Raw genomic sequence first — 24,280 nt, 5'->3', positions numbered from 1 at the left:
TTCATCTGCTACACTCCTGCAACGCGACCACAGCTTTCGCGTTCGGTTCCTTTGCGTAAGGGATTCCCCTAGCATCAATCAGGTAAAACCTGATATTCGCAATATCCAATAGCCATTAATGTGACGCCATTCTCATTGCATGAATGGAGTCAGGCTTGTGTGTGCGATTGCAGGTAAGTGGCCAGCCACCCTTTCGATTACTACTGCCCGCACTCCAGCCGGTCGTAGCGCGATCCCGCGACCAAACGGTTACGTCGGGACGCTGTCCGTCCTGATCGACACGCGCGACATCCCCTCATTAGTCATGACGTTGTGGAGATAAGCATGCCGAACAATCGCAATGAATGGGCACAGCGGATCCCTGAATTTCTCGTCGAAGCTGAAACACTCCTGGCCAAGACCGAGGAATGCCTGAGTCATTTGCAACTGATCAGCAATGACAAGGACGCGATCGACTGCATGCTCAGTACCCTCCTCAAGCTGGCCAACAAGGCCGATGCCCTGGCGCTGGCCGCTGTTTCAGAATTCTCCTTACACATACACGGCTTGCTCAATCATGCGCAGAATCATATGGATCTGCATGACGAGGCCCTGAGCGCGCTGAAAGACTGCCTGACACTGATTGCCTGGCAACTCGAACTCATCGACCAGAAAACCGGCCAGCTCAGCCTTGATGAAAGTGAACAGACCACCCTGATTGAAGCGTTTGCCTGTCAGGTTGGACAAAGTCAGTTTCGGCCACCGATTAACTCCAAACCCTTCACAATCATTTCCTATGCTGAACAGACTTAAAACGACAGAACGCCCCGTATTTCTTTTTTTCCCGATGACGACTCAGTAACTTGAGCAAACACACATCGCAACTGGCTATTGCATATTTAAGCGACAACCCCCAACAAATAACTAATCTCCTCGACAGCCGACAGCCTAGGGTTTTGCCTGATATTAAATGACAAAAACCTATAGACAAACGCCCCCCCCATGCGCCGACGAAACAGCCTCCTTTTTGCTGGCTGGAGCCAGGGTTTGGACTCGTGTTTCCTGACTCAAGGGACATCTATCGCGTACGCGACCAACGGTATCTTAAGTGGTATTATGCCGCCCAATAGTTTGCGTCAAGTAATGGCAACGTGATTGCAGACGGTCGTAATCCGATCAAGTTCCAGACTGGATTTCTTATTCAGAATACGCCCCGTTGAAATCGATGCCTGATACTAAAAAACATTGACTCGTCAGCTTGCATGACCGGTCTGCCCGCAGCGAACATCCATTGGCTCCATCCGCTATGCACGCCAGCCTCAAGTCCATCGCCAAGTGGCCACCTTCCAGAGAAAATGCAAGTCGGTTCACCCTTGCTCTGTGCGCCGCCTCGACGCTCGGCAATCTGCTGATCTACAGCCTGTCCGCGTATCTGCCACCAGGTTTGCTGGTGCTCAACATAGCGGCACTGGGTTGCGTCTGGATGCAGTATCACCTGTCGCGCAAGTCGATCAAATTCCAGCCTCAGGAGTTGGCCGACCGCTTGCTACAGGTTCAGGAAAACGAGCGTCATCGACTGAGCCGCGAACTGCATGACGACATCGGTCAGTTGCTGACGGCAGCAAAGCTTCAAAGTGACTGGCTCAGGCGCCGGATGCCGGAAGACCTGCAGGGACAATGCTCGGTGCTCTGCGATACGCTGGACGAAACCCTGACCAAAGTTCGCGATGTATCGGCCATCCTCAATCCCCGACAACTGACCAGCCTTGGGCTGGAAGCCAGCCTGCGTGCACATTTGCTCAAGACGCTGACCAATACGTCGGTTCACTGGAGCCTTGAATGCCATCAACGCCTGACGGGCATCCCGGAAGAGATGGCAGTGGCCGCTTTTCGAATCACTCAGGAAGCGATCACCAACATACTGCGACATGCCGAAGCGAAAAACCTTCTGGTCTGCCTCCAGCGCTTGCCGCAAGGCCTGTCGCTGCTGATCAGTGACGACGGCCTGGGGTTTGCGCCGGCTACAGATCCCGGTCGCGAGGGGCAACGTGGTATGGCCGGGATGTCGGAACGGATCGCTCAGTTGGGTGGCACACTGACCGTGACCAGCGAACCGGGCAAAGGCACTCAAATCGAAGCTCTCCTCCCTTGGGCACCTCGCGCGCTCGAACGGGCCAGTACGAAAAAGGTTATACATTGACTTGTAACTTACTTCTGGTGGATGACCACTCGCTGATCAGGGCTGGCGTACGCGCCCTGGTGCTCGACCTTCCTGGCTACGCGGTCATTGGCGAGGCCGATGACGGCTCGCAATTGCTCGCGATGGTCGAGCATCTGTCCCCGGATATCGTGCTGCTGGACATCTCCATGAAGCAAACCGGCGGCGTTGAAGCCTTGCAGCAGCTCAAGCGGATACGCCCACAGGCCAAGGTGCTGATCCTGTCGATGCACACCGACCCGGCACTGATCATGCAGGCGCTGGAATCGGGTGCCCATGGCTACCTGCTAAAGGACACCACAGCCACTGAACTGGAACAGGCGCTGGAGGCGTTGCGAAACAACGAACGTTACCTGAGCCCGGCCATCGCCCATACGGTTATCAACCAGGCGCTGACCCGAACCCAGAAAAACCAGACGGAATCCGCTGATTCGCACAACCTGACGCCCCGTCAGCTGGAAATCCTTCGTTTGATTGTTCGAGGAAAATCCACCCGGGAAATCGCCAACGGCCTGGGCCTGAGCGTCAAGACTGTCGAAACCCATCGCTCGCAGATCATGAAACGCTTGCAGATCTTCGATGTGGCAGGCCTTGTTTTATTCGCCGTGCGCGAGCAGATCATCAGTCTGGACGATTAACACTGGCGCCCAACAACGGCGAATGCTCGGGCAGATGCACCCGTAGCGCCCCCGGTCGAGCCGAGAATCGCAGGTTGTCACCTTCCAGCGGCTCGCCATCGAGGTTGATGTGCAGGCCTTCGGAGGCCTTGATCTCGACCCAAGGCAGGCGTGCCCGTACGAACATGTTGTCGATACCAAAGCCATCGGCCAGCAGGTTTTTCAAGGTGCCCACCAGTTCCTGCGGTGCCGGCAAAATGCTGATATCGAGCAGACCGTCGTCCGCCAGCGCTTGCGGACATAACACATGGCCACCTCCCGCCTGCCGGCCATTACCGATGCCCAACGCCAACAGCTCGCCACTCCAGTGAAAATCCGGCCCGTGCAACTCGCCATAAGCCGCGTGCAACTCACTGAAACGTGACAGACCCGTGAAGAGATACGCAGCGCCACCGAGGACTTTTTTCAGCTCCTCCGAGGTATTGGCGGTGACCTGGCTGCCAAAACCGCCCGTGGCCATGTTCAAGAACACTTGCCCGCCCACGTCCCCCAGATCGATGGCACTGGGCTCACGCTCCAGAAGTTCCAGCGCCTGATCCGGCTCCAGTGGAATACCGGCGGCGCGGGCAAAATCATTGGCGGTTCCCAGAGGCATCAGCACCAGGCTGGCCCCGGTCGAATGCGCCGCCATGGCCTCGGCAATATCACGCAACGTGCCATCGCCACCGCCAGCAATGATTTGCCGGTAGCCGGCGGTCAGTGCTTCATCCACCAGCCGCTGTGCGTCACCGGCCTCCCAGGTCACCCGGACAGCCAGTTCCCAACCCTGCTCGCGCTTGCTTTCGACGGCAGCACGCACTGCCTCGTTGAGCGCCTGCTTACCATGCAATATCAACAGCGCCTTGCGTTCGCTCATCGGTGTCACTCCCGGGATTGATTGGCCTATGGGAGATGTTGACCGCGACGCTACCGATAAAAGTCGCAAGAAATTGAATTATTTCCAGTCGAGTCGACTTGAGCCCTATGTAGCAGGATTTTTCTTACAAAACGTGAGGAATCGGCTCAATTGACCAGAAAGTGTGATTGGTCCACTTTGGTGCCTTCGGTTTTTAGTGATCAGCAGCACAAACACAAGGACGTGCCATGCAGAGCCATCACTCCAGCCTATCGGTGTTTCCGGTCGCACCACTCGCAGAGAAACAGGCCAACCAGCCGGCTGAAATCAAAAACAGCATGAAACCCAACGGAGAAGTTGATATGGAACCTCGCGTCACTGAACTGGAAACACGCCTCAAGTGCATCCGAAGGGACATGGAAGACATTCGCAGTGACCTCAAATCCATCAAGCACCGACTCGCCTATTCGGCTGGCGGCACAGCCGTAGTCCTCGGGCTTCTCGGCTGGATCGCCAATAGTCGTTTCGAGCAGCTCGTGACACTGCTTCTGGCGAATTAAAGCCTCATCAACGCAAAACCCGGTTCGATCAACCGGGCTTGCAAGACGAAGATTGTTCACCGGGTCAGCCCAGGACTTCGCTCAATGGTATGAAGTACACACTGTCACCTACGACAAGCGTACGATCCTCGAGCACCTCAACCAGTCCATCGGCCCAGGCGGCGCTGCGCAACACCCCGGAACTCTGGTTCCTGTAGATGATCGCCCGACCATTCTCCAGGCGACCGCGCAAATACTCGCGTCGATTGCCGGCTTTGAGCCAGTCAAATCCTGCCTGTACCTGCACTTTCAACGGCTCGACTTCCTTTACCCCCTGACGACGCAGGAGATAGGGCCGTGTCAGCAAGGCAAAGGTCACCAGGGTTGATGCCGGATTGCCGGGCAAGCCAATGACCGGAACGCCACGGAAGTGCCCGAATGTCAGTGGTTTGCCGGGTTTGATGGCGAGTTTCCACAATGCCAGCTCACCCTCTTCCCGCAGGGCAATGCCCAAAAAGTCCGCCTCACCTACCGATACGCCCCCCGTCGAGAGAATCAGATCGACATCCTTCAACTCGCCAAGGCGCGCGCGCGTGGCGGTCAGGTCATCCGGCAGAATACCGGCATCGATCACTTCGCAACCCAAACGCTGTAACCAACTGCAGAGCAACACACGGTTGCTGTTATAGATCTGGCCAGGCCCCAGCGCCTGCCCTGGTTCAATCAATTCGTCCCCGGTGGAAAGAACCGCGACACGAACCTTACGAATCACGACCAGCTCGGCACACCCCAGCGAAGCCGCCAGGCCTTGCTCGATCGGCCCCAGACGAGTCCCCGCCGGCAAAATCAGTTCACCGATGGTGGTTTCCTGGCCTTGTGGACGGATGTTTTGCCCAAGGGTCATGGTTTCGGTGAAATGTATTCGCTCATCTGCCTGGATGACCGCGTTTTCCTGCATCTCGACGCAGTCAGCACCCGCCGGTACAGGGGCACCCGTGAAGATTCTGGCACAGGTACCCGGCTGCAATGGTTCGGGTGCCTGCCCGGCAAATATCTTCTGACTGACAACCAACGGCTCACCCGTCCAGTCAGCCAGGCGCAAGGCATAACCGTCCATGGCGCTGTTGGGCCACGGGGGCAAATCAAGGGTCGACACCAAATCGTCCGCCAGCACACGGCCTTGCACCTGCGCCAACGGCAAGCGTTCACGCTCGTGAATCCGGGAGTTGTCGGCCAATTCCAGCAGGCGTGCCAGCGCCACCTCGACCGGCATCAGGCTGCCGCTCTTGCCCGGTTTACCCACGGGATTCACAGGGTGCCGCCTGTTTCAAATGAGCCACGAAATTACAGGGGCGATGGCGCGAGTCCAGTTGCTCGGAAAGAATGCCATCCCAACCCGTGCGCACCGCATTGGTCGAGCCTGGCAGGCAGCAGACCAGCGTCCCGTTCGCCAGACCGGCCAGGGCGCGGGACTGAACAGTGGAGGTGCCGATGTCCGCCACCGAAATCTGCCGGAACAACTCACCGAAGCCATCGACTTGTTTATCGAGCAGGCAGCTCACCGCTTCCGGGGTGCTGTCGCGACCGGTAAAACCGGTGCCGCCAGTGATCAGCACGACCTGCACCACATCATCGGCAATCCAGTTGGCGACTTGCGCGCGAATTTTGTAGAGGTCATCTTTAAGCAATACCCGGGAGGCCAGGTTATGGCCGGCAGCCGTCAAGCGGTCGACGAAGACCTGGCCTGAGGTATCGGTTTCCAGGGTACGGGTATCGCTGACAGTCAGCACCGCAATGTTGAGCGGCGCGAAAGGTACATCAGCCTTGGCTTTCATAGGCTCGTCCAGTTGTAGGAGAAACAGCCCGGTGTTATATCACAGCGCCTCATTTTTTCGCCGCCCTCCCATGCCTGATGGAGAACTGCCATGACTTCGAATCAGTTGCCGCCCTGCTCCATTCTGCTCCTGGCAGGCGGTCGCGGCCAGCGCATGGGAGGGCAGGATAAAGGGTTGCTGGACTGGCACGGTGAACCGCTGATTGCACATCTGCATCGCAAGACACGGCCACTGAGCGATGACCTGATTATCTCCTGCAACCGGAACCCGGAAAAATACGCGCCTTATGCCGATCAACTGGTGCATGACGACGAAGGTGACTTTCCCGGGCCGTTGGCCGGCATTCGTGCAGGATTGAAAGCCGCTCGCCATACACATCTGCTGGTCTTGCCGTGTGATGTTCCACGCATCGATGCCGCCCTGCTCAACAGCATGCGCGAAACCGCCAACCAGCATCCCGACAAGCCGTTGATGCTGCGCCATGGCGAGCACTGGGAACCTCTGCTATGCGTCATTCCCGTGGCACTTCGCGCTGACTTCGAAAGCGCCTGGAACGACGGCGAGCGCAGCCCGGGCCGACTTATGCGCAAACTGGGCGCTACCGCATTGCAGTGTCCTGATAATGATCCACGTCTGGCCAATCTCAACACACCGGAACTGTTAAGCGCGCACAACACTGTGTCAGACTGAACCTATCAAGGAACTTGCACGTTCCGCATACGTCTCAAGCTCAGTAACCAAAAGAATTCATTTTCGGAGATACACCCATGACTCAACGGATCCTGGCCACTTTCATGCTCGCACTGGGTCTAGCTACCCTGGCCGGTTGCGCGTCACCTGCAGTAATCACCTTGAACGACGGTCGCGAAATCCAGGCCGTCGACACGCCACACTATGACAAGGATTCGGGCTTCTACGAATTCGAACAACTGGATGGCAAACAGACCCGCATCAATAAGGATCAGGTTCGTACCGTTAAAGAGTTGTAATTCGCGCAGCGGACACCTGATACAAGAATGCCCCGACTCGTCGGGGCATTTTTTTGTCTGCATCAAATTCATGAAGCCGAATCGGATTGACGCGATTACGGATTCGGTTCGTTGCTCAGCTTATCCGCGCGTGATAAGGCTTGCGTCGCTTCGGTAACGCATTTCGTGTTATCCCCGGCAAGCTTGGACGCTTCGGCACTGGCCAACAACCGCCTGATTTCCATGGTGGTGTTTTCAGAGGTGGCTGGCAGGCTCGTGACTTTGTCCTTGAGCTCCTGAAGCTTGGCGGTGCATAGATTGTTGTCTGCGGCGAATGCAGGAGAGGCCAACATTGCAGCGCAAATGAATATTCCAGCGAAAGCGGTACGTTTCATGGGGGGGGGTTCCTTGCACGATAGGTCTCGGTGCTACCGGGCGATCCGGCTGCTATGCCGAGGTCGTTGAAAGCCAAGATCGCGAGGCCTTATCAACTGACTGTAGAGCGGCCCTTAAATTCGATATTTTTTGCAGGCACGGCTAAATAAAACGCCCTGGTTCATCACCATTGAAGGGTAATGGCGCTCTCGAACTCTCGTTCCTGCCCCGTGACCGGATCGACAAATTTCAGTCCTTGGGCCAGCAGCTTCAAAGGATTGGCGTAGTCATCCTCGACATCCTTGAGCACCCGAGGATAAAACGGATCATTACAAATGCTCGCACCCAGCGCCGTCATGTGTACCCGCAGCTGATGCTTCTTGCCTGTCACCGGGTAAAGTCCATAACGCCAGAGATCCCCGTTTTTCTCCCTGACCTCGACGGCTGTCTCGGTATTGCTGGCGCCCGGCCCTTCCTGCATGCGGAAAAAAGGCTCGCCATCGACAAGACGGCTCTTGTGCACCAAGGGAAATGAGAGATCAGGCAATGCCCCGGCAATGGCCTCGTACCGTTTCTCGATCTGCCGCGCAGGAAACAACGACTGATACGCCGATCGGCTCTGCGGGTTGGCAGAAAACAACACAAGCCCGGCGGTATGCCGGTCAATTCGATGCAAGGGCACCAGGTGCGGGTTATCCAGGCGACGAATCAGCCGTCTGAGCAAGGTCTGCTCCACATACTCCCCCGCCGGAGTCACAGGCAGAAAGTGCGGCTTGTCTGCCACGACCAGGTGCTCATCCGCGTACAAAATCGACTCGACCACCGGGATCGTTTTCTCGTCCGGTATTTCGCGAAAATAGTGAATTCTCAGGCCTTCCCTGTAAGGCAGGTCAACGGAGATGGGCACACCATGCCCGTCGAGGACGCGGCCGCGGGCAATTCGATCCAGCCATTGTTCACGCCCGATGGCATTGAAGTGCTCGCACAAGCAGTCGAGCACGGTCTTCCACGGGCCGGGGGGCAAATAGAGCGTGCTCGCCTGGTGGTGTGCAGCCGAAAAAGTTGAAGTGGACATACGAAAGCTCTAACCCTCAATGCAGGGCGGCATTATCCGACAGAGACAGGAGTGAGCCTAGAAGAGATTCTCAAGCAGGAATCTGCTTGCGCGCTGCGGCTTCTGTGTATTCCTTGAGCCAGCGCAGCACATCGACCGCTTCCCAGCGCGCCGGGTCATAAAGCGCATACAACAAACCCTGGTAGCCCACGACGTCCAGTTGCCGGTGATAGCCAGCGCGCTGAAACAAGGCTTCGATTTCTGCAAAACAGGTATTGAAATGCAGTTTATTGAAGGGTGTTTTGCCTTCCGTCACCAGACCATCAAGACGCAGTTCGAGAACCGCTTCGCGTACTACGTCCACCGACATCCGGTTCACGCTGCTTTTCAATTGTTCGACATTGACCACGATTCATCCCTCTCACGCCCGGGCTCGCCTGCTCAGACCCTGAAGTCAGGGGTGACAAGGTCGGCAATCCGGATAACTGTATGCGCATACAGTATCCGAATCGCATTGATTAAGCCAAGGGGATCATTCGCGAAGATCGACAGGCGGGAACAGGCCATCGCAAAAAAACGTTTATCGCAGGAACGCCACCACCTCATCGGCACTGAACGGCCAGCCTAGCTCCGCGCCGTTATCGACCCGCCGTAAAACAGGAATGCGCAGGCTGTAGGCTTCGAACCAGGTCTCGTCCTCAGCGATATCCACCAGTTCCACCAGCAAGCCGCGCTCAACAAATTCCATCAGCATGGCTTCGGCCACTTCACAGAGATGGCACCCGAGGGTGCCGAACAACTGACATTCAGGAAGCATGAGCGCTCAACCTAAAAAATGAAGTGCTTATTCTAGGCCTGCCCCGAAAAGCCGTCGAGCCATTGAATCCTCTGCCTTGAAACGTGAATTTCAGCAGTCTCAATCCTGACTGACGGCACCAATCTTGTGTACCGACAAGTCTGCACCGTAATACTCCTCCTCCTGGCTCAACCGCAGACCATGGAGCGCCTTGATCACGCCATACACCGCAAAACCACCGGTCAATGCCACGCCAACGCCCAACGCGGTACCAATTAACTGGCTGATCAGGCTCACCCCACCCAACCCACCCAGTGCACCCTGACCGAAGATGCCGCAAGCGATACCGCCCCACGCGCCACACAGGCCATGCAGGGGCCAGACACCCAGCACATCGTCGATATGCCACTTGCTTTGAGCGGCAGTGAAACACCAGACGAACAACGCACCGGCAATCGCACCGGTCACCAGCGCGCCCACCGGGTGCATCAGGTCGGAACCGGCACAGATGGCCACCAGCCCGGCCAATGGACCGTTGTGCAGAAAGCCAGGGTCATTGCGCCCGACGATCAATGCCGCCACGGTGCCGCCAACCAAGGCCATCAATGAGTTCACCGCCACCAATCCACTGACACCTTGCAGGGTTTGGGCGCTCATGACGTTGAAACCGAACCAGCCGACGATCAGGATCCATGAACCCAACGCCAGAAAGGGAATGCTCGAAGGCGCGAACGCCACCAGGCGTCCTTCGCGATAACGGCCATTACGCGGCCCCAGCAACAGCACCGCCGCGAGCGCCAGCCAACCGCCCATGGCATGGACCACCACAGAGCCGGCAAAATCATGGAAACCTGCGCCAAAACGCTCCAGCAACCAGGCCTGCAAGCCAAAGTTGCCGTTCCAGATCATGCCCTCGAAAAAGGGATAGACGAACGCTACGATCAAGGCGGTCGCGCACAACTGCGGGACGAACCGGGCGCGTTCGGCAATGCCCCCGGAAATGATCGCCGGGATCGCCGCCGCAAAGGTCAGCAGAAAGAAAAACTTCACCAGGCCATAACCGTGATCGGCATTGATCACCGCGGCCGGTTGCATGAAAGTGACGCCGTAGGAAATCCAATAGCCTATAAAGAAGTAAGCCAGGGTTGAAACGGCGAAGTCGCTGAGGATCTTCGACAACGCATTAACCTGGTTTTTTTGGCGAACCGTTCCGACTTCAAGAAAGGCAAAACCGGCGTGCATGGCCAGTACCATGACGGCGCCGATCAGTATGAACAGTGTATTGGAGCTATGGACCAGACTGTCCACAGCGCTTTGCAGATTTTCCATGGATTTGGCAGACCTTTAAGGCTGAAAAAAGCACCAAAGCAGTTCGTGCGGGCAATCCATGCACCAAGTTGTGACCTTCCCTCATCGAGCAGGTCACCCCAATGAACCGATTTGGCGCACAGGGTTCGTCATGGCCAACGATGACCGGGACAATTTCACGGGTTTTGATTGTTTGAGTTAAGGTTTTACTGAAATCATGCCCAGCGACAGCGCAACGGCGCAGACTGACGCACCACGACATAGCAAAAGTTGTACCAGTCATTTGTACTGAACCTTCATCCAAGGCTCATACTCGAACGTTTCAGAAGCCACTTATGGAGATCCCCCATGGCCAGCATCAAGGCAAAGACTGCTCAAGAAATCCTGATGAGCGATTTTCAGACTCTGGTCAACGACACCGAACGGTTGCTCGAACACACCGCCACCCTGGCCGGTGATCAGGCCGACGAGCTGCGCGACCAGATCCACGACAGTCTGCTGCGTGCCCGCGAAACCTTGCGACTGACCGAAGACTCCCTGCGTGACCGCGGCAAGGCAGCCGTCACCGCCACCGAGGATTATGTCCAGGCCAACCCATGGCAATCGGTCGGGATCGCGGCCGGCGTCGGCTTCCTGATTGGCCTGCTGGCGACGCGGCGCTGATATGGCAATCGGTGAATCCGGTTCGTCCGAGACGGGGCAAAGCTCCTCACCGCGGCGCCTGGGCGCTGCGTTCCTGGGCCTGCTGCACAGCCATGTCGAGCTGTTCGGCATCGAACTGCAGGAACAAAAAGCCCGCACCGTAAGCCTGTTGCTGTTTGCCGGGTTGGCGCTGGTGTTTGCGTTGCTGTTGCTGGTGGGGTTGTCGACGCTGGTGCTGATCCTGTTCTGGGACACCTATCGCCTGCCGGCCATCATTGGGCTCTGTGTGTTTTACGCCCTCGCCGCCCTCTTCTGTGGCCTGCGCCTGAAAGCGGCGATCTTCGATGAGTCCTCTCCCTTCCACGGCACTCTGGAAGAGTTGGCCAATGACCGGGAGCGCCTGCTGCCATGAGCCTGCCTGAACTGCCTCGAAACAGCACGCGCACAGAGATGCGCAAGGCGCTGATTCGCCTGCGCATGGAAATGCATCGCCAGGAAATCCGCCACGAGTCCGCGCAACTGCTACAACCCCTGAACCGTGTGCGCGGGATGACGCAAAGCCTGCAGGACGGCTTCGGCATCAAGCACGCTCCGCTCTGGGGCGTAGCCGCCGTAACGTTGCTCGGTTTCCTGACTGGCAAGGGCGCAAAAAACGGCGGGGGTCTGAGCAGCCTGACCCGGCTGGTTCGCCTTGGCACCACATTGGTGCCCCTGATCAAGCTGATCTTGCAAGGCTCATCGCGTAAACAGTAAACCATCGTTATCTGGCTGCATTCTTGCAACACGCACGGGCTGAGCCTCTTTATAGAGGGGTTCAGTCCTGTTCGCCCACCCGGTGATCAGGCTCATTCCAAAAACAAGATCTGCTAAGGAGGCCTCGTGATCGACGGGCAACCGCTCGCTTGCTTTCAGCCGTTCATCGATACCGCTACCGGCCGTATCGCGGGTGTAGAGGCACTGGGTCGACTGCGGCAAGCCGACGGTCAATTGGCGTCAGTGGGTCCGCTGTTCGCCGACCCGCGAACAAACGCCATCATCCTGCGTCGGCTGGATCGCCAATTGCGCGATGACGCCTTGAGGCGTCTGCATGAAGCGCCTTCCGACTGGTTCTTGAGCCTGAACATTTCACCCCGCTGGATCAGCCGCCTGCGTCCGGACCAGCCGCTGCCGAGCCTCAAGCAACTGAGCAGTCAGGGCATCGATCCACGGCGAATCGTCTTCGAGATCACGGAACTGGGCGGCGATATCCAGCGTCTGGCCCAAGTGGTGACGCGTTACCGTCAGGCCGGCGCACGGATCGCCATCGACGATTTCGGTGCCGGCTACTCTCAACTCGATCGTGTTCTGGCGTTGCAGCCAGACATTCTCAAACTCGACATGCGCCTGTTCCAGGCGGCGGCGCTGGGTGGGCCCAGCACTGACGTGGTCAAGGCCCTGGCCTTGATGGCCGAGAAAACCGGTTGCTGGATCATCGCCGAAGGCGTGGAAACCGAAGCCCAACTGAATTTTGCCCTGGAATGCGGCTCACGCTACGTGCAGGGTTTTCTGTTTGCCGGGGCGCAAGAGGAATTCTTCGCCACCGACGCCTTTGTCGAGCGCTTTGCACAACTGCGCCAGCGTTATGTTCAGCAAAAGCTGGCCGAGCGTGGTCGCTTGATGAACATGCGCCAGCAACTTGGCGAACTGATGGCGATCCTTCAAGCCTGGGCACAAAACCGCGCCCCGCTCAGCGCCCTGCCCCAACTGGACGCCTTTCCCTGGCTGTTGCGCTTCTACCAATGCGACCGGCACGGAACCCAACTGACACCAAACCTTGAATGGCGCAATAACGGCTGGGTCGCCGATGACCGTTATCTGGGCCACAACTGGTCGTGGCGCCCCTATTTCTATCATCTGTTGGCCGAGGGCTGGGATGAGCGTCGACTGACCCTTTCCAACACTTACCGCGACGCCACCAGCAATCAGTACTGCCTCACCGCCGGGCAATTTTTCGACAATGGCGAACGCTTGCTGCTGATCGATATCGATGCCGTCGGGCTCTAGGAGCCGAGACCGCCCGGCGATGGCGACAGCTGACTCGACGTTGCAGCGCCCGATGCACCACCATCGCCGGCAAGTCTTGCACCTGCAGGTAGGCGTGTTTTTCCCTTGCAGGTCATGATGCGAACCGGGAAGCTAAAGCAATCAGTCACCTGACGGAGAGAACCAGCCTTGGATTGGCACACCCTGCTTACCCGTGAACGCCTTGGAAAACCGCTGCACAGTCCGGAAGAACTCGGTCGCAGCCCCTTTCACAAAGACCATGACCGCATCATTTTTTCGGGTGCGTTTCGCCGCCTCGGGCGCAAAACCCAGGTTCATCCGGTTTCGAGCAACGACCATATCCACACCCGTCTGACCCATTCCCTTGAAGTGAGCTGCGTCGGTCGATCACTGGGCATGCGTGTCGGCGAAACCATCCGCGGCGCCCTGCCCGACTGGTGCGAACCCAGTGACCTTGGAATGGTGGTGCAATCAGCCTGCCTGGCACATGACATCGGCAATCCGCCGTTCGGGCATTCCGGTGAAGATGCGATTCGGCACTGGTTCCTGCAAGCCGCCGGCCGTGGCTGGCTGGACGCAATGAGCGAAGCGGAACGAAGTGACTTCCTCAATTTCGAAGGTAACGCCCAAGGTTTCCGAGTGCTGACGCAGCTTGAATATCACCAGTTCGACGGTGGGACGCGTCTGACCTACGCGACCCTCGGCACCTACCTGAAGTATCCATGGACGGCCCGGCACGCCGACTCGCTGGGGTACAAAAAACACAAATTCGGTTGCTATCAGAGCGAGCTGCCGCTACTGGAACAGATCGCTCACAAACTCGGCCTGCCGCAACTCGAAGAGCAACGCTGGGCGCGTCATCCGCTGGTGTATCTGATGGAAGCCGCCGATGACATTTGCTACGCGTTGATCGATCTCGAAGACGGTCTGGAAATGGAGCTGCTGGAATACACCGAAGTCGAGTCCCTGTTGCTGAATCTGGTGGGCGATGACCTGCCGGAAACCTATCGCCAGCTCGGTCCGCAGGATTCTCGTCGGCGCAAACTGGCGATCCTGCGAGGCAAAGCCATCGAGCATTTGACCAATGCGGCGGCCCGGGCCTTTGTCGAGCAACAGGACGCACTGCTGGCCGGCACCCTGCACGGCGACTTGGTCGAGCACATGCACGGCCCCGCCAAACGCTGCGTTCTGAACGCCAAGGACATGGCGCGCAAGAAAATCTTCCAGGACAAGCGCAAGACCCTGCACGAAATCGGCGCCTACACCACGCTGGAAATCCTGCTTAACGCTTTCTGCGGCGCGGCACTTGAGCAACACGGCGGTCGGACGCCATCGTTCAAGAGTCGGCGGGTTCTCGACCTGCTGGGCAACAATGCACCCGACCCCAACGGCCCGTTACACGCGTCGTTCCTGCGCATGATCGACTTCATCGCCGGCATGACCGACAGCTATGCCAGCGACATGGCACTGGAAATGACCGGTAGCTCTAGCCACTGACAGGAACAGGGACATCAGCCATTACGCCCCCCTTAATGGCTGATGTCCCCCGAAAACTGCAAGTGCGCTCAAGGTTCGCGGAAATCCCCTACAGCTCCTGTCGAGTGAACTGATCGATTTATCCGCGTTTCCCACGGAACAATCACGCCTACTTTGTTCGATAGAAAAAGCGTGAATAATATGATCAAAGACAATCTGCGCATCTTGTTGGTGGAAGATCACCCGTTCCAGCTCAGAGCCACTCAGTACCTGCTCGAGAGTTACGGCTTCACCCAGCTAACCACCACTGACTGTGCCCAAGGTGCATTGCAACTAATGCTCACCGCCACACAACCGTTCGATATTCTTTTGTGCGACCAATGTCTTCCCGATCTCTGTGGCCTTGATCTGGTCAAATTCGCCAGTCATCAAGGGATGATCAAACAGGCAATACTTCTAAGTAGCCTGACACCCGCCGAACTGGACCAACTTGAACACATGGCAAACACCCATGGACTCCCGTTGCTGGGCTACTTGATCAAGCCTTTGAAACAATCCGAATTCAGAAATTTATTGACCCTGATCCCATAACAAAAAAACAACAAAAAACCAGCACTAAATATTACAACTAAACCCTAACAAAGTTTATTGATCCTTATAAAAAACCTAGTTGACACGTAGGCCTATTCCTTTTTGCATGTAGGAACATTCCTATAATGGCGCTACGACTACCTCAGTTACTGCGTATACTAAGTATCTGAGCTAAGGTGCGCGCTTTATTTGAGCTTGCATGGAATTTTATTATGAACTCCGTTTTTATTGTCGACGATCACCCTGTCATCCGACTTGCCGTCCGTATGCTGCTGGAACACGAAGGTTATGAAGTCGTTGGCGAAACTGATAATGGGGTCGACGCCATGCAGATGGTTCGCGAATGCATGCCCGACCTGGTCATTCTCGACATCAGCATTCCCAAGCTGGATGGCCTGGAAGTACTGGCCCGCTTCAACGCAATGAGTACCCCACTTAAAACATTGGTATTAACGGCACAATGCCCGACACTTTTCGGTATTCGCTGCATGCAGTCCGGTGCTTCTGGATATGTCTGCAAACAGGAAGACCTGAGCGAACTGATCAGTGCCATTAAAGCAGTATTGTCAGGTTACAACTATTTCCCAAGTGAAGCGCTCAACCCGGTTCGCGGCGATGAAGCGCGTTACGCCGAACTCGAACTGTTCAAATCAGTAAACGATAGGGAACTGATGGTATTGCAACTTTTTGCCCAAGGCCGCACCAACAAGGAGATCGCCAAAGGCATGTTTCTGAGCAACAAAACTGTCAGCACTTATAAAAAACGTCTCATGCAAAAGCTCAAGGCCAAATCCCTGGTTGAACTTATCGAAATGGCAAAACGTAACGCTTTGGTGTGAGAAACAGGATGCTCAGTCGTTTAAAGGATTTTCTGATACTCACGACAGCAGGCTTATGCCTGAGCACCTCATTGCTCGCGGCGCAGGATGGTGAGGATTACGTCTTGCTCAGCCGCTCGACGGCCGGAAATCTGGAAGTCCAACTGGATCCATCGCAACGACAATGGGTCAGGAACAAACGTGAATTGGTTCTGGGTACCTCAGCACCGGATTATCCACCGTTCGACCTGACCCTCAGCGGCCACGACTATGAAGGCTTCACTGCCGATTATGCGGGCATACTCGGCAAGGCCACTGGCTTGCCCATCAAGGTTCAACGCTTCTCATCCCGGGGAGCCGCAATCGAAGCCCTCAAAAACGGCGAGGTTGACTTGCTCGGCACCGCCAATGGATTCGAAGCAAGCAATGCCGACATCGTATTATCCATGCCCTACGCGGTGGACCAACCGGTCCTGGTGACACGCGAAGGCGAAACCCGATCACTGACTGACGGCCTTGCCGGTCTGCGCCTGAGCATGGTGTATCACTATCTGCCGCTGGAGGAGGTCAAGGCCCTCTACCCGAAGGCGATCATTACATCCCATCCCTCCTATCAGAATGCGATCAACGCCGTAGCCTTCGACCAGGCGGACGTGTTTCTCGGCGATACCATTTCGACCCATTACATGATCAACAAGGGCTACCTGAACAACATCCGCATGGCCAACTTCGGCAAACACGAAGCCCACGGATTCAGTTTTGCGGTGCACAAGAACAACCCGGAACTGCTCGGCATCATCAATACGACGCTCATCGCGATCCCTGTCAGCGAACGAGAAAACATCGCCAAGCGCTGGAGCGCCGGCAGCGACATCCTGCTCACCGATCACAAGCTGGAGCTCAGTTACGGCGAAGAACGCTGGCTGGCGCAACACCCGGTGGTCCGCGTAGTCGTCAATGAAGCACTTGCGCCATTGACGTTTTTCGACAGTGACGGCAACTTCCGCGGCGTTGCCGCCGACTTGCTTGAACTCATCAGGCTGCGCACCGGTCTGCGCTTCGAGATCCAGCGCAGCCGAAGCGACAGCGACATGATTCAGCGGATCAGAAACAACCAGGCCGATCTGATCGCCGCACTGCTGCCCAGCGCAAAACGGGAAAGGCTGCTGAATTTCAGTCGACCCTATCTGCAAAACTCCAATGTCCTGTTGACGCGCAAAGCCGCGGACAGCCCTGCCAATCTTACGCAGCTTCATGACAAGCGCCTGGCCATCGCCCAAGGCAATCCACTGATAGATTTTTTGCGTACCGAGTTCCCGCAGATAAAACTCATCAAAATGCCGGACACGTTCAGTGCCGTGGAAATGCTTGCCGAGGGCCAGGCAGAAGGTGCAGTGAGCTCTCTGGTGATCGCCAACTACTTCATCTCATCGCGGCTCTTCGAGCACAGCCTCCAAATCAGCACCACCATCGGCACCGAGCAAGCGGCATTCTCTCTGGCCACGGGTCGCGACGCCAAGGAACTCAATGCCATCCTCAACAAGGCGCTGTTGAGCATCTCGCCGGAGGAACTGGGGATTATCAACAGTCGTTGGCGTGGTTATTCAGCATCCTCACAAAGCACCTGGCGCACCTATCATAGGGTGTTCTATCAAATCGTCATCGGCGCAGGCGTGCTGTTGTTAATTTCCATGGCCTGGAACGCAAACATGCGGCGCCAGATCAATCAACGCAAAGCGGCCGAGCGTGCATTGAACGATCAATTCGAATTCATGCGTTCACTGGTCAACGGCACGCCACATCCGATTTATGTACGTGATCGCCAGGGCCTGCTCCAAAGCTGCAATGACAGCTACTTGCAAGCCTTCAGTGCAAAACGCGAAGACGTCATTGGCAAAAGTGTCATTCAAGGCACTATGAGCAACGCCTTCGAAGCCCGGGAATATCAGGCCGACTATCAGCGCGTCGTGGCCGAGGGCACCCCCCTGATTCTCGATCGTGAACTGCACATCGGTGGACGCCGGTTGACGATCTATCACTGGATTCTCCCTTACCGTGACTCTAGCGGCGAAGTGCAAGGCATCATCGGTGGCTGGATCGACATCAGCGAACGGCGGCAACTGTTCGATGATCTGCGTTGTGCGAAAGAACGCGCCGACGAAGCCAACCGGGCCAAAAGCACATTCCTGGCCACCATGAGCCACGAGATCCGCACCCCGATGAATGCAGTGATCGGCATGCTCGAATTGACGCTCAAGCGTATCGAACAGGATCACCCGGACCGTCCAGCCATCGATGTGGCGTACAACTCGGCAAAAGACTTGCTGGAATTGATCGGCGACATTCTCGACATCGCCCGCATCGAATCGGGGCACTTGAGCCTGAGCCCGGAGCGTGTCAATCCGCAGGAAATCGTCGCGTCAGTAGCACGTAACTTCGATGGGCTGGCCCACCAGAAAGGACTCGAATTGCGGCTGGAGTTCAACCCGGCCAACCCACCGATCGACGTCCTGCTGGACCCGTTGCGTTTCAAGCAAGTGCTGTCCAACCTGGTCAGCAACGCCATCAAGTTTACCGAGCGCGGTCAAGTCAGGATTATCGTCAACCTGCAGCCGTCCGCCGAGCCGGGCCAGGTACGAATGCAATTGCAGGTCGAGGACAGCGGTATCGGAATCAGCGAACAGGATCAGCAACGCCTGTTCGAGCCTTTCGCTCAGGCCGATAACGCCGGACAGTCCGCCAGGGGCGGCACCGGGCTTGGCCTGGTGATCAGCCGCGGTTTGTGCGAAAGGATGGGGGGCAGCCTGCAGTTACGCAGTCAGCCGGGGCTGGGCACTCAAGTGGGCATTACCTTGCACCTGCCCACATTGCCACGTGAACTTGGGCCGAAAATGGTTGAAACAGAAACACCCGCTGCATTAACTCCCTTGAATGTACTGGTAGTCGATGATCACGCGGCCAATCGCCTGCTCATGTGTCAGCAGCTGGAGTTTCTGGGCCATCGATTCAGCGTCGCTGAGGATGGTCAGGCAGGATTCGAGCTATGGAAAGCCGGCACCTTCGATCTGGTCATTGCCGATTGCAACATGCCGGTCATGAATGGTTACGAGCTAGTCCGCGCCATTCGCCGCCAGGAATGCCAAACGCAACAACGCCCGTGCACCGTGCTGGGATTTACGGCCAATGCACAGCCGGAAGAAATTCAACGTTGCAAACAAGCCGGAATGGACGATTGCCTGTTCAAACCGCTGACCCTGACGGCCTTGAGTCAATGGGTTGAGGGCATGGAGCCCATGGTCCTCGCCCCCGTTTTCAGCCTGCAAGGATTCGAACTGATGACGGGAGGCAATCCCGTACTGAACCGACGATTGTTGACCGAACTGATCAATAGCAATCGTCTGGACCGACAAAGCTTGCTGGCGTTATCCGGGTCCACGGATCCGCAGGTTTTTCTCGATATCGCCCACAAGATCAAAGGTGCCGCCCGAATCGTTCAAGCCTCCCGATTGATCGACACCTGCGAAGCGCTCGAAGCGGCCTGCCGCAGCCAGTTCGAGCCAGGCAGGACGGCCGAATGCTGCAAGGCCATCGAGAGCGCCATGCTCGAATTGGACCAGGCATTGTTGCAGCAAATTGGGCAAAACGACGGAAGCAAAATCACAGAGCCTTAACTATGCTTGGACGCTGAGCAGTGTGTTAATCATCATGGAGTGAACTGCATGCCCAACCCACTGCGCCCGGATCAACGGCGGTTTCCCCTGCACGTTCATATCAGTGTGATGTTCACCCTGCTGTTGTTGCTGACCGGGGTGGTGTTGGGCATTTTCAATTACCGTCAAACCACGCAGATCATTCTTTCCAGCAGCGAAAAGCTCTTCAATCGCATCGAGCAGGATGTCCGCCTGGATCTGCAGGCGACCTACGAGCCGATTCGACATCTGCTCAGCTTGTTGGTGCTCAACCCCGCCGTGCAAGGTTCCGACCTTCAGCAACGCCTGGCGCTGCTCAAACCCTTCAGTCAGTCGCTGCGGGATAACCCGGATCTGGCATCCCTGTACCTGGGCTATGGCAACGGTGATTTTTTCATGGTTCGCCCGCTGCGCGCCCCGCAGCTGAAAACGCTGCTCAACGCCCCGGAAGCAGCGGCTTACCAAGTGTGGAGCATCGAGCGAGACACCCGCGGTCAGGCTCATTCCCAATCGTTGTTTTTCGATCAGGACCTGGCCTTCATCAGTCGTCACGAAGGCCCCACCGACACCTACGACCCACGTAGTCGCGCCTGGTTTTCCAGCGCCAGCCGCGACAGCACCCAGATCACCACCGAACCCTACGTCTTTTTCTCTACCCACAACGTCGGCACCACCTTGGCCCTGCGCAGCGCCGACCATGCCGTGATGGGTGCCGACCTGACCCTGGAAGAGCTCAGCGCCACCCTGGCCAAACATGTCGTGACGCCCGCCACCGAGATCGTGCTGTTCGATGCCCAAGGCAATGCCATCGCGTATCCCGACAGCAGTCGTCTGATCGTCGACGACCAAACGGCACGTCTGATCAAGGCCGCCGACCTGAGCCCCAGCCTCGGCGCCCTGCTCAAAAGCCCCCCCGAGGGCAATCGGTTGAATGCCGGCGGTCGCCAATGGATCGTGGCCCGCAGCAGCATGCAGGAAGGCGGTCCCCAAGGTCTGCAGTTGGCACTGCTGGTGCCGGAAGACGAATTGCTGGTCGATGCCTACCGCATGCGCTGGCAAGGTGCGCTGATTACTCTGGCGACACTGTTGCTGTGCGTTCCTCTGGGTTGGCTGACGTCGAGGGTGTTGGTCAAACCTCTGCGCGCGTTGGTACAGGAAGCGGATGCGATTCGCAGCTTCGACTTCAATTTCCCGCTTTCCCGTCGCTCCCCGGTGCTGGAAGTCGATCAACTGAGCGTGTCGATGGCGCGCATGAAAGACACGCTGGCAAGCTTCTTCCAGATCACCGACAGCCTGAGCGCCGAGACCCGTTTTGCGCCGCTGATGGAGCGGGTGTTATTTGAAACCGTGAAAATCGGCCAGGCCCAGGCCGGTCTGATTTACCTGCGCGAAGGAGACGGTGATCGCATGGAGCCCCAGGGCCTGGTCATCAATGACACCGCTGAAACGCTGTCGTCATTCGATATCCACGGACATGATCTTCAAGACCCGAAAACTCCAGCCTGGATGCAACAGCTTTCGACCGCCGACAATGTCGTCAGCCATTTCGGCTTCGAACAGGCGGGGGATTTGCAAAAAGTGTTGCTCGCACTGGCTTGCCCTCGGGTTCATCTGATCGGTATCCGCTTGCACAATCGTCATAACGAAACCGTGGGCCTGCTGGTGTTTTTATTGGCCGACAGCGGTAACCAGAGTGACCTGGAAAAACTCCGGCCCGACCGTATCGCGTTTCTGCAGGCGGTGTCCGGTGCGGCAGCCGTGAGTATTGAAAGCCAGCGCCTGCAAGACCGACAAAAAAACCTGCTGGATGCCTTCATTAAACTGCTGGCCGGCGCGATTGACGCCAAAAGCCCCTACACCGGAGGGCATTGCCAGCGAGTACCGGCCCTGGCACTGATGATTGCCCAGGCTGCCGCGGCCAGTCAGGATCCAGCCTTCAGCGGTTATCGCCCCACCGAGGATGAATGGGAGGCGCTGCACATTGCAGCCTGGTTGCATGACTGTGGCAAGGTCACCACACCTGAATACGTCGTCGATAAAGCCACGAAACTGGAAACGTTGAACGACCGCATCCACGAAATCCGCACCCGTTTCGAAGTGCTCAAGCGCGATGCCTGGGTCCACTATTGGCAAGCCGTTGCAATGGGGGGGGACGAGCAAGACCTGTCGCTTTTGCGCGATGCCACGCTGACGGCGCTCGATGATGATTTCGCCTTTATTGCCCGGTGCAACCTTGGCGGTGAAGCGATGGCAGAAGCCGACCTGCAACGACTACGCAGCATTGGCCAACGCACCTGGACCCGAACCCTGGATGACCGGTTGGGCGTTTCCTGGGAAGAGAACCGGCGTCAGGAACGCACCCCGGCACCGACACTGCCGGTCAGCGAGCCGCTGCTGGCGGACAAACCCGAGCATTTGTTCGAACGCATCGACGCCGAACTCATTGGCCCGGACAATCCCTTGGGATTCAAGCTCGATGTGCCGCGCTACAAATACAATCGCGGCGAGCTCTACAACCTGAGCATTGCCCGAGGCACCCTGACGAACGAAGAGCGCTACATCATCAATCATCACATGGTGCAGACGATCCTGATGCTCAACCACCTGCCCTTCCCCGGCCACCTGCGCAACGTTCCGGAAATCGCCGGAGGCCATCATGAAAAAATGGACGGCACCGGTTATCCCAAACGCTTGAAGCGCGAAGACATGAGCCTGCCGGCGCGGATGATGGCGATTGCCGATATTTTCGAGGCGTTGACTGCTGCCGACCGCCCCTACAAGAAAGCCAAATCCCTGAGCGAAGCGCTGGGCATCATGGCCAACATGTGCCGGGACGCTCACATCGATCCGGAATTGTTCGGGTTGTTCATTAACGACCACATCTATCTGCGGTACGCCGAGCGTTTTCTCGACCCACGGCAAATCGATGCGGTCGATACGTCAAGCCTGCTGATCAAGGCAGGCTTGCGGGTTTGATCAGCAATCGGTCAGGCGCAGGAAAATCGCCGCCAGTTGCTCGATGCCAGCCTGATCCTCTGCGGTGAAACGCGCCAGTTTCGGGCTGTCGAGGTCCAGTACGCCGATCAAACGACCGTCCTTGACCAGCGGCACGACCAGTTCGCTGTTCGAGGCGCTGTCACAGGCGATATGCCCTGCAAACGCATGCACATCTTCGACCCGTTGACTCTGCAAGGTCGCTGCCGCCGTTCCGCAAACGCCGCGGCCGAACGGGATCCGCACGCAAGCGATCTGCCCTTGAAACGGGCCCAGCACCAGTTCTTCATTGCGATTGAGATAGAAGCCGGCCCAGTTCAAGTCATCGAGCTGATTGAACAGGAAGGCCGAAAACTGTGCGGCATTGGCGATGAAGTCCCGCTCGTCCGCCAGCAACGACTCAAGCTGCGCGTGCAGCATGCCATAGCCTTCGAGGCCCTGGCCGCTCTTGTGTATATCGATCATGCCTTGTGCTCCAACAGTTTCAGCCCAACCCAATAGCGGGCAAATTGATACGCGCAACGTCCGTTACGATTACCGCGCCCGGTGGCCCAACGCACCGCAAGGATGTCCAGTTGCTCGTCGCGTTGCCACTTGAGGCCGGCCTTGTCCGCCAGTTGGCCGATCCAGTGTTCGACCACGTTGAGGAAATGCTCCTGGGTGAACGGATAGAACGACAGCCACAGTCCGAAGCGGTCCGAGAGCGCGATCTTGTCTTCTACCGCCTCGCTGGGATGCAGTTCGCCGTCGACTCGCTTCCAGTTTTCGTTATCGCTTTCCTTTTCCGGCACCAGGTGGCGACGGTTGGACGTGGCGTATAGCAAAACATTATCCGGTGCTTGCTCAAGCGAACCGTCGAGTACGCTCTTGAGTACGCGGTAATCACCTTCGCCCGACTCGAACGACAGGTCATCGCAGAACAACACGAAACGTTGCGGCAGTTTGGCGATTTGTTCGACGACGCGCGGCAAATCGGCCAGGTGATCACGCTCGATTTCGATCAGACGCAAACCCGCCTTGGCGTGCTCGGCCAGCAAGGCGCGAACCAGCGAGGATTTACCGGTACCGCGCGAGCCCCAGAGCAATGCGTGGTTGGCCGGCATGCCATCAAGGAACTGTTGGGTATTGCGCCCCAGTTGCTCCACTTGGCGATCAACGCCGATCAGGTCGGAAAGACGCATGTCGAGACTGACTTCCAGGGGCAACAGAAAGCCGCTGCGACCCTCACGCTGCCAGCGCGCCGCCAGGCTCTGAGTCCAGTCGATGGCATGCCGGGGGGTGGGCAACAGTGGCTCGATACGAGCCAGAACGGCATCGGCGCGTTCAAGAAAAGCATTCAATCGGGAATCCACGTCTTTTCCTCGGGCACGTTCACAGTAATGATGGCGATACAGCGACGAAACATGGTGGTCGATGAGCGATTAGCCCCGTGTGCAAGGGCTC

The 24,280-nt window shown here is 57.2% G+C and carries 25 protein-coding genes; 15 read left to right on the top strand and 10 right to left on the bottom strand.

The features are described from left to right. Nucleotides 1-324: 324 nt before the first annotated feature. The 3 genes from ACX3YD_RS25520 to ACX3YD_RS25510 all read left to right on the top strand — a co-directional run bounded on the left by ACX3YD_RS25520 (nucleotide 325) and on the right by ACX3YD_RS25510 (nucleotide 2,835). Nucleotides 325-792, top strand: coding sequence for a hypothetical protein (locus tag ACX3YD_RS25520; protein ID WP_103406306.1), 468 nt, complete (start codon nucleotides 325-327; stop codon nucleotides 790-792). 493 nt (nucleotides 793-1,285) lie between these two features. Beyond that, nucleotides 1,286-2,179: a sensor histidine kinase gene (locus ACX3YD_RS25515; RefSeq protein WP_103406307.1), complete on the top strand. Its 894-nt coding sequence runs from the start codon at nucleotides 1,286-1,288 to the stop codon at nucleotides 2,177-2,179. Further along, nucleotides 2,176-2,835 (top strand): response regulator, encoded by a 660-nt coding sequence (locus ACX3YD_RS25510; RefSeq protein WP_047527256.1) that lies wholly within the window; start codon nucleotides 2,176-2,178, stop codon nucleotides 2,833-2,835. The genes ACX3YD_RS25515 and ACX3YD_RS25510 overlap by 4 nt, the downstream gene beginning before the upstream one ends. Here the strand turns inward: ACX3YD_RS25510 and yegS are convergent. Beyond that, nucleotides 2,819-3,730, bottom strand: coding sequence for a lipid kinase YegS (gene yegS / locus ACX3YD_RS25505; RefSeq protein WP_458961335.1), 912 nt, complete (start codon nucleotides 3,728-3,730; stop codon nucleotides 2,819-2,821). The genes ACX3YD_RS25510 and yegS overlap by 17 nt on opposite strands. A 227-nt stretch (nucleotides 3,731-3,957) precedes the next feature. Here yegS and ACX3YD_RS25500 point away from each other — a divergent pair, with 227 nt between their 5' ends. Continuing rightward, nucleotides 3,958-4,269 (top strand): hypothetical protein, encoded by a 312-nt coding sequence (locus tag ACX3YD_RS25500; protein WP_090468109.1) that lies wholly within the window; start codon nucleotides 3,958-3,960, stop codon nucleotides 4,267-4,269. 64 nt (nucleotides 4,270-4,333) lie between these two features. Here ACX3YD_RS25500 and ACX3YD_RS25495 read toward each other — a convergent pair whose 3' ends face one another. After that, a complete protein-coding gene (locus ACX3YD_RS25495; RefSeq protein WP_458961334.1) occupies nucleotides 4,334-5,560 on the bottom strand; it encodes a molybdopterin molybdotransferase MoeA in 1,227 nt (408 codons plus the stop codon). Continuing rightward, entirely contained in the window at nucleotides 5,544-6,083 is a 540-nt protein-coding gene (gene moaB, locus ACX3YD_RS25490) for a molybdenum cofactor biosynthesis protein B (protein ID WP_047527249.1), read from the bottom strand. Before moaB ends, ACX3YD_RS25495 begins: the two co-directional genes overlap by 17 nt. A gap of 90 nt (nucleotides 6,084-6,173) precedes the next feature. On the opposite strand from moaB, the gene mobA reads away from it, so the two are divergent. Next, on the top strand, nucleotides 6,174-6,773 hold the full coding sequence (gene mobA, locus ACX3YD_RS25485; RefSeq protein WP_458961333.1) for a molybdenum cofactor guanylyltransferase MobA: 600 nt from the start codon (nucleotides 6,174-6,176) through the stop codon (nucleotides 6,771-6,773). Between the two features lie 77 nt (nucleotides 6,774-6,850). Beyond that, a complete protein-coding gene (locus ACX3YD_RS25480; protein WP_047527245.1) occupies nucleotides 6,851-7,072 on the top strand; it encodes a YgdI/YgdR family lipoprotein in 222 nt (73 codons plus the stop codon). A 95-nt stretch (nucleotides 7,073-7,167) separates the two neighbouring features. Here ACX3YD_RS25480 and ACX3YD_RS25475 read toward each other — a convergent pair whose 3' ends face one another. The 5 genes from ACX3YD_RS25475 to ACX3YD_RS25455 all read right to left on the bottom strand — a co-directional run bounded on the left by ACX3YD_RS25475 (nucleotide 7,168) and on the right by ACX3YD_RS25455 (nucleotide 10,605). Then, complete coding sequence (locus tag ACX3YD_RS25475; protein WP_047527243.1) at nucleotides 7,168-7,446, bottom strand: hypothetical protein; 279 nt, start codon at nucleotides 7,444-7,446, stop codon at nucleotides 7,168-7,170. A 164-nt stretch (nucleotides 7,447-7,610) separates the two neighbouring features. Further along, nucleotides 7,611-8,501 (bottom strand): pseudouridine synthase, encoded by an 891-nt coding sequence (locus tag ACX3YD_RS25470; RefSeq protein WP_458961332.1) that lies wholly within the window; start codon nucleotides 8,499-8,501, stop codon nucleotides 7,611-7,613. Nucleotides 8,502-8,571: 70 nt separating this feature from the next. Further along, nucleotides 8,572-8,889 (bottom strand): hypothetical protein, encoded by a 318-nt coding sequence (locus ACX3YD_RS25465; protein WP_047527238.1) that lies wholly within the window; start codon nucleotides 8,887-8,889, stop codon nucleotides 8,572-8,574. A 171-nt stretch (nucleotides 8,890-9,060) separates the two neighbouring features. Continuing rightward, a complete protein-coding gene (locus ACX3YD_RS25460; protein ID WP_130210435.1) occupies nucleotides 9,061-9,297 on the bottom strand; it encodes a glutaredoxin family protein in 237 nt (78 codons plus the stop codon). A 99-nt stretch (nucleotides 9,298-9,396) separates the two neighbouring features. Continuing rightward, complete coding sequence (locus tag ACX3YD_RS25455; protein WP_047527233.1) at nucleotides 9,397-10,605, bottom strand: ammonium transporter; 1,209 nt, start codon at nucleotides 10,603-10,605, stop codon at nucleotides 9,397-9,399. 327 nt (nucleotides 10,606-10,932) lie between these two features. On the opposite strand from ACX3YD_RS25455, the gene ACX3YD_RS25450 reads away from it, so the two are divergent. From ACX3YD_RS25450 to ACX3YD_RS25410, 9 genes are all read left to right on the top strand, one after another. Continuing rightward, nucleotides 10,933-11,247: an ElaB/YgaM/YqjD family protein gene (locus ACX3YD_RS25450; RefSeq protein ID WP_047527230.1), complete on the top strand. Its 315-nt coding sequence runs from the start codon at nucleotides 10,933-10,935 to the stop codon at nucleotides 11,245-11,247. A gap of 1 nt (nucleotide 11,248) precedes the next feature. Further along, on the top strand, nucleotides 11,249-11,638 hold the full coding sequence (locus ACX3YD_RS25445) for a phage holin family protein (RefSeq protein WP_047527227.1): 390 nt from the start codon (nucleotides 11,249-11,251) through the stop codon (nucleotides 11,636-11,638). After that, the gene (locus tag ACX3YD_RS25440) at nucleotides 11,635-11,979 is read left to right on the top strand and encodes a hypothetical protein (protein WP_047527226.1); all 345 of its coding nucleotides are present in this window, start codon (nucleotides 11,635-11,637) and stop codon (nucleotides 11,977-11,979) included. The genes ACX3YD_RS25445 and ACX3YD_RS25440 overlap by 4 nt, the downstream gene beginning before the upstream one ends. Before the next feature lie 126 nt (nucleotides 11,980-12,105). After that, nucleotides 12,106-13,269 carry an EAL domain-containing protein gene (locus ACX3YD_RS25435; RefSeq protein WP_103405339.1) on the top strand — a complete coding sequence of 388 codons (1,164 nt, stop codon included), beginning with the start codon at nucleotides 12,106-12,108 and terminating at the stop codon, nucleotides 13,267-13,269. 168 nt (nucleotides 13,270-13,437) lie between these two features. Then, the gene (locus tag ACX3YD_RS25430) at nucleotides 13,438-14,766 is read left to right on the top strand and encodes a deoxyguanosinetriphosphate triphosphohydrolase (RefSeq protein WP_047527221.1); all 1,329 of its coding nucleotides are present in this window, start codon (nucleotides 13,438-13,440) and stop codon (nucleotides 14,764-14,766) included. A 180-nt stretch (nucleotides 14,767-14,946) separates the two neighbouring features. Then, nucleotides 14,947-15,336, top strand: a complete 390-nt coding sequence (locus ACX3YD_RS25425; protein ID WP_103405338.1) for a response regulator — start codon at nucleotides 14,947-14,949, stop codon at nucleotides 15,334-15,336. A gap of 212 nt (nucleotides 15,337-15,548) precedes the next feature. Further along, a complete protein-coding gene (locus ACX3YD_RS25420) occupies nucleotides 15,549-16,175 on the top strand; it encodes a response regulator transcription factor (RefSeq protein WP_047527217.1) in 627 nt (208 codons plus the stop codon). A gap of 8 nt (nucleotides 16,176-16,183) precedes the next feature. Then, entirely contained in the window at nucleotides 16,184-19,825 is a 3,642-nt protein-coding gene (locus ACX3YD_RS25415) for a transporter substrate-binding domain-containing protein (protein ID WP_458961331.1), read from the top strand. 48 nt (nucleotides 19,826-19,873) lie between these two features. Beyond that, nucleotides 19,874-22,819: an HD domain-containing phosphohydrolase gene (locus tag ACX3YD_RS25410; RefSeq protein ID WP_458961330.1), complete on the top strand. Its 2,946-nt coding sequence runs from the start codon at nucleotides 19,874-19,876 to the stop codon at nucleotides 22,817-22,819. Here ACX3YD_RS25410 and ACX3YD_RS25405 read toward each other — a convergent pair whose 3' ends face one another. Continuing rightward, entirely contained in the window at nucleotides 22,820-23,302 is a 483-nt protein-coding gene (locus tag ACX3YD_RS25405; protein WP_090468091.1) for a GAF domain-containing protein, read from the bottom strand. Then, nucleotides 23,299-24,189, bottom strand: coding sequence for an ATP-binding protein (locus tag ACX3YD_RS25400; RefSeq protein WP_103405335.1), 891 nt, complete (start codon nucleotides 24,187-24,189; stop codon nucleotides 23,299-23,301). The genes ACX3YD_RS25405 and ACX3YD_RS25400 overlap by 4 nt, the downstream gene beginning before the upstream one ends. Nucleotides 24,190-24,280 lie beyond the last annotated feature (91 nt).

The sequence above is a fragment of the Pseudomonas fluorescens group sp. PF-1 genome, from assembly GCF_054481335.1.
Note: the sequence above shows the minus strand (reverse complement) of the source record. Positions and strands in the feature narration are given on the sequence as shown.

What these genes read in the sequence shown, in the direction of transcription:
- ACX3YD_RS25415 (WP_458961331.1), top strand. Translation starts at nt 16,184, where the DNA reads ATGCTCAGTCGTTTAAAGGATTTTCTGATACTCACGACAGCAGGCTTA.
- ACX3YD_RS25515 (WP_103406307.1), top strand. Translation starts at nt 1,286, where the DNA reads ATGCACGCCAGCCTCAAGTCCATCGCCAAGTGGCCACCTTCCAGAGAA.
- ACX3YD_RS25475 (WP_047527243.1), bottom strand. Translation starts at nt 7,446, where the DNA reads ATGAAACGTACCGCTTTCGCTGGAATATTCATTTGCGCTGCAATGTTG.
- ACX3YD_RS25405 (WP_090468091.1), bottom strand. Translation starts at nt 23,302, where the DNA reads ATGATCGATATACACAAGAGCGGCCAGGGCCTCGAAGGCTATGGCATG.
- ACX3YD_RS25500 (WP_090468109.1), top strand. Translation starts at nt 3,958, where the DNA reads ATGCAGAGCCATCACTCCAGCCTATCGGTGTTTCCGGTCGCACCACTC.
- ACX3YD_RS25450 (WP_047527230.1), top strand. Translation starts at nt 10,933, where the DNA reads ATGGCCAGCATCAAGGCAAAGACTGCTCAAGAAATCCTGATGAGCGAT.
- ACX3YD_RS25410 (WP_458961330.1), top strand. Translation starts at nt 19,874, where the DNA reads ATGCCCAACCCACTGCGCCCGGATCAACGGCGGTTTCCCCTGCACGTT.
- mobA (WP_458961333.1), top strand. Translation starts at nt 6,174, where the DNA reads ATGACTTCGAATCAGTTGCCGCCCTGCTCCATTCTGCTCCTGGCAGGC.
- ACX3YD_RS25420 (WP_047527217.1), top strand. Translation starts at nt 15,549, where the DNA reads ATGAACTCCGTTTTTATTGTCGACGATCACCCTGTCATCCGACTTGCC.
- ACX3YD_RS25520 (WP_103406306.1), top strand. Translation starts at nt 325, where the DNA reads ATGCCGAACAATCGCAATGAATGGGCACAGCGGATCCCTGAATTTCTC.
- ACX3YD_RS25455 (WP_047527233.1), bottom strand. Translation starts at nt 10,605, where the DNA reads ATGGAAAATCTGCAAAGCGCTGTGGACAGTCTGGTCCATAGCTCCAAT.
- ACX3YD_RS25440 (WP_047527226.1), top strand. Translation starts at nt 11,635, where the DNA reads ATGAGCCTGCCTGAACTGCCTCGAAACAGCACGCGCACAGAGATGCGC.
- ACX3YD_RS25480 (WP_047527245.1), top strand. Translation starts at nt 6,851, where the DNA reads ATGACTCAACGGATCCTGGCCACTTTCATGCTCGCACTGGGTCTAGCT.
- moaB (WP_047527249.1), bottom strand. Translation starts at nt 6,083, where the DNA reads ATGAAAGCCAAGGCTGATGTACCTTTCGCGCCGCTCAACATTGCGGTG.
- ACX3YD_RS25470 (WP_458961332.1), bottom strand. Translation starts at nt 8,501, where the DNA reads ATGTCCACTTCAACTTTTTCGGCTGCACACCACCAGGCGAGCACGCTC.
- yegS (WP_458961335.1), bottom strand. Translation starts at nt 3,730, where the DNA reads ATGAGCGAACGCAAGGCGCTGTTGATATTGCATGGTAAGCAGGCGCTC.
- ACX3YD_RS25460 (WP_130210435.1), bottom strand. Translation starts at nt 9,297, where the DNA reads ATGCTTCCTGAATGTCAGTTGTTCGGCACCCTCGGGTGCCATCTCTGT.
- ACX3YD_RS25425 (WP_103405338.1), top strand. Translation starts at nt 14,947, where the DNA reads ATGATCAAAGACAATCTGCGCATCTTGTTGGTGGAAGATCACCCGTTC.
- ACX3YD_RS25445 (WP_047527227.1), top strand. Translation starts at nt 11,249, where the DNA reads ATGGCAATCGGTGAATCCGGTTCGTCCGAGACGGGGCAAAGCTCCTCA.